Annotated in this window: 8 protein-coding genes, 1 pseudogene and 1 riboswitch; of the genes and pseudogenes, 1 reads left to right on the forward strand and 8 read right to left on the reverse strand. The window is 71.8% G+C overall.

Features of this window, described 5'->3' with window-relative positions; translation table 11 throughout:
* Positions 1-214 precede the first annotated feature (214 nt).
* Positions 215-1,180 carry a MerR family transcriptional regulator gene (locus tag ACFFNX_RS35540; RefSeq protein WP_378210336.1) on the forward strand — a complete coding sequence of 322 codons (966 nt, stop codon included), beginning with the start codon at positions 215-217 and terminating at the stop codon, positions 1,178-1,180.
* Positions 1,181-1,335: 155 nt separating this feature from the next.
* On the opposite strand, the gene ACFFNX_RS35545 is transcribed toward ACFFNX_RS35540, so the two are convergent.
* The 8 genes and pseudogenes from ACFFNX_RS35545 to ACFFNX_RS35580 form a co-directional block, all read right to left on the reverse strand.
* Positions 1,336-1,764 (reverse strand): PH domain-containing protein, encoded by a 429-nt coding sequence (locus ACFFNX_RS35545; protein ID WP_378210338.1) that lies wholly within the window; start codon positions 1,762-1,764, stop codon positions 1,336-1,338.
* A gap of 1 nt (position 1,765) precedes the next feature.
* Positions 1,766-2,641, reverse strand: a complete 876-nt coding sequence (gene hisG, locus ACFFNX_RS35550; protein WP_378210339.1) for an ATP phosphoribosyltransferase — start codon at positions 2,639-2,641, stop codon at positions 1,766-1,768.
* 51 nt (positions 2,642-2,692) lie between these two features.
* Positions 2,693-3,205, reverse strand: a complete 513-nt coding sequence (gene ribH, locus ACFFNX_RS35555; RefSeq protein WP_378210340.1) for a 6,7-dimethyl-8-ribityllumazine synthase — start codon at positions 3,203-3,205, stop codon at positions 2,693-2,695.
* A gap of 28 nt (positions 3,206-3,233) precedes the next feature.
* A complete protein-coding gene (locus ACFFNX_RS35560; RefSeq protein WP_378210341.1) occupies positions 3,234-4,442 on the reverse strand; it encodes a bifunctional 3,4-dihydroxy-2-butanone-4-phosphate synthase/GTP cyclohydrolase II in 1,209 nt (402 codons plus the stop codon).
* On the reverse strand, positions 4,439-5,086 hold the full coding sequence (locus tag ACFFNX_RS35565; RefSeq protein WP_378210343.1) for a nicotinamide mononucleotide transporter family protein: 648 nt from the start codon (positions 5,084-5,086) through the stop codon (positions 4,439-4,441). The genes ACFFNX_RS35560 and ACFFNX_RS35565 overlap by 4 nt, the downstream gene beginning before the upstream one ends.
* 55 nt (positions 5,087-5,141) lie before the next feature.
* A complete protein-coding gene (locus tag ACFFNX_RS35570; RefSeq protein WP_378210345.1) occupies positions 5,142-5,744 on the reverse strand; it encodes a riboflavin synthase in 603 nt (200 codons plus the stop codon).
* 1 nt (position 5,745) lies between these two features.
* Entirely contained in the window at positions 5,746-6,879 is a 1,134-nt protein-coding gene (gene ribD / locus ACFFNX_RS35575; protein WP_378210346.1) for a bifunctional diaminohydroxyphosphoribosylaminopyrimidine deaminase/5-amino-6-(5-phosphoribosylamino)uracil reductase RibD, read from the reverse strand.
* An 80-nt stretch (positions 6,880-6,959) separates the two neighbouring features.
* Positions 6,960-7,090: riboswitch (FMN riboswitch) on the reverse strand.
* Positions 7,091-7,511: 421 nt separating this feature from the next.
* Positions 7,512-7,713 (reverse strand): annotated as a pseudogene (locus ACFFNX_RS35580) (sulfite exporter TauE/SafE family protein); the annotation flags it as partial.

A 7,713-nucleotide genomic window follows, 5' to 3' on the forward strand; every position in this document is an offset into this window, starting at 1 on the left:
GCTCTCGCCCGGCGCGTCCGAGGCGGCGGGGCTGCTGGCCCGGCACCCCGCGACCGCCGAGGCCGTCGGCGCGCTGCTCGGCGACGCGACCGCCGTGAACGCGTGAGGCCCCCTGAGCTCCTCGCGCCCTTGCGTCTCCCGTTACGGGAACCCCGATGCTTGAACGCATGAGCGAATCGACGACCCGGCGCTGTCTCCCGGCGCGGGAGGGCCCATGAACGGTGAGACGAGGCTCTGCTCGATCGGCGAGGCGGCGCGCCGTACGGGCCTGACGGCCAAGACGGTCCGGCTGTACTCCGACATGGGCCTGGTGACGCCCACCGACCGGACCCCACACGGTCACCGGCTGTACGGCCCGCAGGCGCTGTCTCGGCTGAGCCTGGTGCGGACGCTGCGCGAACTCGGCCTCGGCCTGGGCGGCATCCGGCGTGTCCTGGCCCGTGAGGTCGGCCTGGCCGAGGCGGCCGAGTCGCAGGCCGCGGAGCTCGACGTCCAGATTCGCCTGCTGCAAGAACGGAGGGCCGTGCTCCGCACGGCCGCCAGGCGAGAGCCCTCGCACGAGGAGCTGGCCTCGCTGCACAGGATCGCGAAGGCGCCGGAGGCCGAACGCCGCCGGATCATCGACGCGTTCTGGGACGAGGTCTGCGCGGGCCTGGACATCGCCCCGGAGGCCGAGCGGCGGATGCGCGCGGCACGGCCAGAGCTGCCGGAGGACCCGACGTCGGAGCAGGTCGAGGCGTGGATCGAACTCGCCGAGCTGGCGAGCGATCCGCGCTTTCGGGCACGGGTCCGGCAGATGACCGAATATCACGCGGCGCAGCGAGCGGCCGGCAACCCGATGCGGGTTCACACCGAAGAGCAGGGACGAGCCGTCCAGTCCGCCATCGACCGGGCGGACGCGGCGGCGACGGCGGGGGTCGACCCCGGCTCCGCCGAAGCGGCACCGGTCATCGGGCAGGTGCTCGCCGCCTTCTCCTACCTGCCCGGAGCGGGCACGGGCCGGGAGTTCCGCACGGCACTCGCCGAACGGCTGGCCGTGCGTGCCGACGCTCGCGCCGAACGCTACTGGCGGCTGCTGTCGATCATCGGCGGCCGGCAGCCGCCGAAGTCCCCCGCGGCGGCCATCGACTGGATCGTGTCCGCGCTGCGTGCCCCGGCCGGTCCGGCGGGTCGCCGGTAGGAAGGGAGCGGCGAGGATCACACGCCACATCCCCGCCTCCGGCACTCCTCGTACGGCACGTCCGGGTCGAGGGAGAAACGGGCCGCGGCGCATGCCGGGGGGCCGTCGCGTTCCGTCTCTGGATCTTCTCCCCGTCCGTTCGAAGGGGCGGAGGGTCAGCCGTCGTGCGCCTCGCCGCGCTCGTGGACCAGGGCCGCGAGTTCGGCGACCGCGTACCGGGCGCGGTCGCCGTCGGACGCCTGGATGCCCATCGCCGGAAGGGTCGAGCCGTCGGCCAGGTCCAGCGTCGGCCACGGCGCGCCCTCCGGCATCGACACGCCCAGGACCTCGGCCCAGTCGTACTCGTGGGTGCGCAGGCCGTTGACCACCGTCACGCCGCGGTCGTCGGCGATGACCCGGCTGCGCGCGAGGATGTGCAGGATCCCCGCGACGATCAGTCCGATCACGACCAGGCCGATCCGGTCACCGAGGGCCCAGTTGGACGGCATGCCCACGGCGAGGGCGACCATCCCGGCCACGACCACCACCGCGAGAACGTACGGGATGACCCGGGCCCGGCGCGGTCGCCACGTCGCCGTGGTCACCTCAGTCGACGATCTTGCTGATCGGGATCTCGAGGATGTCGCAGCCGCCGGCCGCCTTGATCGCCGGGATGAGGGTGTTGACGCCGTGCTTGGCCACGACGCTTTCCACCGCGTGCATCTCTCCCCCGGCGAGCCGGGTGACGGTCGGGGACGACATCGACGGCATGATGCTCAGCACGTCCTGCAACTGCGCGTCGGAGACGTTGAGCTTGAGCAGGACGTTGCCGCGGGCGCGGATCGCGCCCTGCAGCAGCAGCGCGATGTCCTCCATGGCGGCCCGCTTGTTCGCGTCCTCGTACGCCTCGCGGTTGGCCACCAGCTCGGTGTAGCTGACCAGCAGCGTGTCGAGGATGCGCAGGCCGTTCTTGCGCAGGGAGGACCCGGTCTCGGTCAGGTCGACGATCGCGTCGACGATGTCGGGCACCTTCGCCTCGGTCGCGCCGTAGGAGGGCACCACCCGCGCCTTGACGCCGTGCTCGGTCAGGAAACGCTCGGTCAGCGCCGGGAACTCCGTGGAGATCCGCACGCCCTCGGGCAGGTCCTCCACCGACTGCCAGGGGGCGTCGTTCGGCACGGCCATGATGACGCGCACCGGGTTGGAGGTCGCCTTGGAGTACTTCAGCTCGCCGAGCGAGACGACGTCGGACTCCGTCTCGGTGATCCAGTCACGGCCGGTGATGCCGAGGTCGAAGAGCCCCTGTTCGAGGTAGGTGGGGATCTCCTGCGGGCGCAGCACCCGGACGCGGTCGATGCGCGGGTCGTCGACCGACGCGCGGTAGTCGCGGTCGGAGCCACGGCGGACCGTCAGATCGGCGGCGTCGAACAGGTCGAGCGTCGCCTTCTCCAGCGAGCCCTTGGGAAGCACAAGTGACAGCACGGTGAAAAGACCTTCCTTGAGAATGAGAGATCGGTGTCGCGGCGTGGGGACTCAGGAGCCTTGATGCTCCACGTGATGCCGCGCGTGACCGTGATGCCGCAGGCCCCTCAAGGTCAGTGCCGTATCGAGTGCGGCCACGGTCGCCTCCCATCCTTTGTCCTCGCTGCCGCCTGGCCGGCCGCAGCGTTCCAGTGCCTGGTCAAGCGTCTCACAGGTTAGTACGCCGTTGCCGATGGGGGCGCCCTCATCAAGGGCAACCCTCGTCAAACCCGCCGTTACCGAGTCACATACATAGTCAAAATGGGGCGTACCACCCCTGATAACGGCACCGAGACAGACGACCGCGTCGTGGTCACGGGCGAGCTGCTGCGCGACGACCGGGAGTTCGAGCGCGCCCGCGACGCGTACGACGACGGGCTCGGGCAGACCGCACTCCTTGGCGGCGGCCAGCGCGCGCTCGAGGAGCTGGTCGGTGATCTGACCGTTCCAGCGGGCCGCGACCACGCCCAGGCTCAGCCCGGACGCGTCGACGGCCGCGGCCTCGGGACGCCCCGCACCGCTCATGAACCCTCCTTGGTCGGGAAAGAGGCCGTCATGCCAGCTCTCCGATGTGGTGGCCGAGGCGGTCGCGCTTGGCCGTGAGATAACGACGGTTGTGCTCGGTGACGACGACGGGCAGGGGGGTGCGGCCGCGCACCTCGACGCCGAAGCCCTCCAGGCCCGCGAGCTTGAGGGGGTTGTTGGTCAGCACGCGGACCGACCGTATGCCGAGGTCGGTCAGCATCTGCGCGGCGTTGACGTACTCCCGCGAGTCCACCGGCAGGCCGAGCTCCAGGTTGGCGTCCACGGTGTCGGAGCCGTCGTCCTGCCGCGCGTAGGCCTGCAGCTTGGCGAGCAGGCCGATCCCCCGGCCCTCGTGCCCGCGCAGGTAGAGGATGACGCCCCGGCCCTCTTCGGCGATCGCCGCCATCGCCGCGTCGAGCTGGGTGCCGCAGTCGCAGCGCTGGGAGCCGAGCACGTCGCCGGTGAGGCATTCGGAATGCACCCGGGTCAGCACGTCCTCGCCGTCGCCGAGGTCGCCGAGGACGAGCGCGAGGTGCTCGCCGCCGTCGACGGAGCTGGAGTACCCCACCGCACGCCACATGCCGTGCCGGTTGGGGATGCGCGTCTCGGCGACCCGCTCGACGACCCGCTCGGTACGCTTGCGGTACGCCGTGAGCTGCTCGATGGAGATCAGCTTCAGGTCGTGCTCCTTGGCGAACACCTCCAGCTGCGGCAACCGGGCCATCGTGCCGTCGTCGTTGACGACCTCGGCGAGGACCCCGGCCGCGGGCAGCCCGGCGAGCCGCGCCAGGTCGACCGCGGCCTCGGTGTGCCCGCGCCGCTGGAGGACGCCGCCCTCGTGGTAGCGCAGCGGGAAGATGTGGCCGGGCCGCACCAGCTCGTACGGCTCGGTCGCCGAGTCGCACAGCCGCCGGATCGTGGTGGCGCGGTCGGCCGCGGAGATCCCGGTGCTCACGCCGTCGCGCGCGTCCACGCTGACGGTGTACGCGGTGCGCATCCGCTCGCGGTTCTGCGCGGTCATCAGGGGGATGTTGAGGCGGTCCAGATCGGCGCCCTCCATGGGCACGCAGATCACGCCGCTGCTGTAGCGAATCGTGAAGGTGAGCAGCTCCGGGGTCGCCTTGGCGGCCGCGAAGATGATGTCGCCCTCGTTCTCCCGGTCGGCGTCGTCGACCACCACCACGGCCTTGCCCGCGGCGATATCCGCGATCGCGTCTTCCACCGTGTCGAAACTCATGCCGCCACCGCCTCCAGTTCGGCACTCCGCCGCTGCCGGCGGTATTGGTTGATCCAGTTACGGAACCCGGCGACGACCATCACGAAGAAGATCACGTACGCCGCCCCGGAGACGTACAGGCCGGATTTGATCGCCAGGGGCACGCCCACGAGGTCCACCAGCACCCAGATGACCCAGAAGTCGACGAGGGCGCGGCTCTGCGCGAACGTCGCGACCGCGCTGCCCGCGAAGATGTACGCGTTCGCCGTCGGGGACCAGGTGATCTGCAGCCAGGGGATGTTCGCGAACAGCAGCGCCAGGGCCGCCGTGCCACCGGCCAGGGCCACCACGAGCACGGCGCGCTCGCGCGCGGTGGCCGGGCGCACCGGCAGGCTGTCGCTCTCGCGGATGCCGCGCAGCCACTTCATCCAGCCGTAGGAGACCAGCGCGACGAACAGCACCTGCTTCAGGGCGTTGCCGGGGGCGTGCGCGCTCACCGAGGCGGTGAACAGCAGCACCGCGCCGGCGAGCTGGACCGGCCACGTCCAGATGGTGCGCCTGATCGCCAGCCAGACCGTCGCGAGAGAGAACACGTTGCCCAGCAGATCGGTCCACAGCACCTTCTCGCCGAAGACCGTGACACTCGCCTCCGCCCAGGAGCTCATGAGTCCTCCTCCGCCGGAGGAGAGGCCCCGAGCGCCGTGTCGCCGGTTCGCTCGCTCATGGGCGGGAGCCCCCCGCGGCGACGAGCCGCTCGACGTACTTGGCCACGACGTCGACCTCGAGGTTGACCGGGTCGCCGGGGTGCTTGCGGCCGAGCGTGGTCAGTTCCAGCGTCGTGGGGATCAGGGCGACCGTGAAGGCGTCGTCGCGGGCCTCGACCACGGTCAGGCTGATGCCGTCGACGGTGATCGAGCCCTTCTCCACCACGTAGCGGGCCAGGTTCGGCGGCAGGCCGATCGTCACGACGTCCCAGCGGTCGCCGGGCTCGCGGGAGACGATCTCGCCGACGCCGTCGACGTGCCCCTGGACGATGTGCCCGCCGAGCCGGTCCGACGGGCGTACGGGCCGTTCGAGGTTGACCGGCGATCCGGGGGCCAGCGCGGCGAGCGCGGAGCGGTCGAGGGTCTCCTTCATCACGTCGACGGTGAAGGCCTCGTCCTTGACGTCGGTGACCGTGAGACAGACCCCGTTGACCGCGATGGACGCGCCGTGGACGGCGTCGGAGACGACCAGCGGGCCGCGTACGGTGAGCCGGGCGGAGTCGCCCTCGCGCTCGAGCGCGACGATCTCCCCCAGCTCCTCGACGATTCCGGTGAACACTTCAGTTCTCCCTTCGAGACGATGCCGGCCGGTCGCGCACCGTCGCGGTGATCCGCAGGTCCGGCCCGATCGTGGTGACCTCGTCGATGTCGAGGTGGTACGCCTGCGCGAGCGTCGCGACTCCGGCGTCGGCGAGGGCGGCGGCCCCGGCGCCGAGCAGTGTGGGAGCCAGGTACGCGACGACGCGGTCGACCAGGCCTTCGGCCAGGAACCCCCCGGCCAGCGACGGACCGCCTTCGAGGAGCACCGAGACGATCTCGCGTTCGGTCAGCTCCGCGAGCAGGGCGGACAGCTCCAGGCCGGGTCCGCGCCGGGCGCGCGGCAGCCGTACGACGGCGGTGGTGGACTCCAGGGCGGCCGCGTCGGCGTCCTCGGCGACCGCGACCAGCGTCGGCGCCTCGTCGTCCAGGACACGGCTGCCCAGGGGCGTACGGCTCCGGGTGTCGGCGACGACGCGCAGCGGGCGGCGGTGGGTGCGCAGGTGGTCGTGCGGTTCGAAGCCGCGCACGGTGAGACGGGGGTCGTCGGCCAGGACGGTGCCGGAACCGGCGATGATCGCGTCGGCACGGGCGCGCAGACGGTGGACGTCCGCCCGCGCGGCGGCGCCGGTGATCCACTGGCTGGTGCCGTCGGCCGCAGCCGACCGGCCGTCGAGCGTGGCGGCGAACTTCCAGGTCACGTGGGGCCGGTGCAGGCGGGCGTGGGTGAGCCATTCGGCGTTGACCCGCTCGGCCTCCGCGGCGAGCAGACCGACCTCGACGGACAGACCGGCCTCGGCGAGCCGCCGCCCGCCGCCCTGGGCCTTGTCACTGGGGTCGCCGACCGCGTACACGACCCGGCGCAGACCGGCGCCCAGGATGGCCTGGCTGCACGGCCCGGTACGGCCTTGATGATCACAAGGCTCGAGGGTGACGAGGAGCGTGCCGCCCCGCGCACGGTCACCGGCCTCCCGCAGCGCGACGACCTCGGCGTGGGGACCGCCCGCGTACGCGTGGAAACCCTCTCCCGCCTGGACTCCGTCGGCGTCGAGCACGACACATCCGACGACGGGGTTGGGGCTGGTCTCACCGAGCGCACACGCCGCGAGTGCGATCGCGTCGCGCATCGCCGTCTCTTCCGCGGAAGATGCGGTCACCCCGGGCCTCCTGATCCAGGCTCCGGGATATGACGGCGCGATGGTGCCGACGTCACTGTCGCACCCCGAACAGGGCACGACCGCGCGCTGCCTCCCATCCGGACTTTAACCGTCGGTCCCGGAATTCCACCGGGTCAACCGGCCGATGGTTTCGGCCGGGTCGCGGACTGTAACCGCCGGTTCGGAATTTCACCGACCCCGGAGCACGCTGATGAACACTCCCAACCAGTGTGCCACGCGAGACATTCCCCGCGTCGTGTGAGGAAGAGCACCTTGACGCATTAACCACCCCAGGCGTACGCGCCCACGCCCCCCCGGCCCACGCTTCTGACGCTCGCCGCCCGGGACGCTCGCCGCCCGGGACGCTCGCCGCCCGGGACACTCCCCGCCCGGGACACTCCCCGCCCGGGACACTCCCCGCCCTCCCAGGGGGCGCCGACCCCATATCCATTGTCAAGCCAGCGGCCCCGCCGCCGAAAGGGCCTTGGAGCGGCTGTGGACAACTCTGTAGGGGACGCTCCGCGGCGCCCGGCCCGTGTCACGACGCCGCCGCACTCTTGACCGCCGCGAGAAGAGCGCCCGCGATCGCCAAAGCGGCCGCAACGACCCGCCCCCACGACGTCCGGTCCACCTCACAACGCCGCCACACCCCTGACCACCGTCAGAACAGCCCCCGCCATCGCCAAAGTGATCACGGCGGCCCGGCCCCTCGACGGCGGGACGCGTCCGGCCAGGTGGTTGCCCGCGAGGATTCCGGCCGCCAGTCCGGCCGCGACCGTCGCCCAGCCGGTCGCGGCCATCGACGGGCGGCCGCCCTTGGCGGCGAGCGAGGCG

Source organism: Actinoallomurus acaciae (genome assembly GCF_042429965.1).
Classification (GTDB): Bacteria; Actinomycetota; Actinomycetes; order Streptosporangiales; family Streptosporangiaceae; genus Actinoallomurus; species Actinoallomurus acaciae.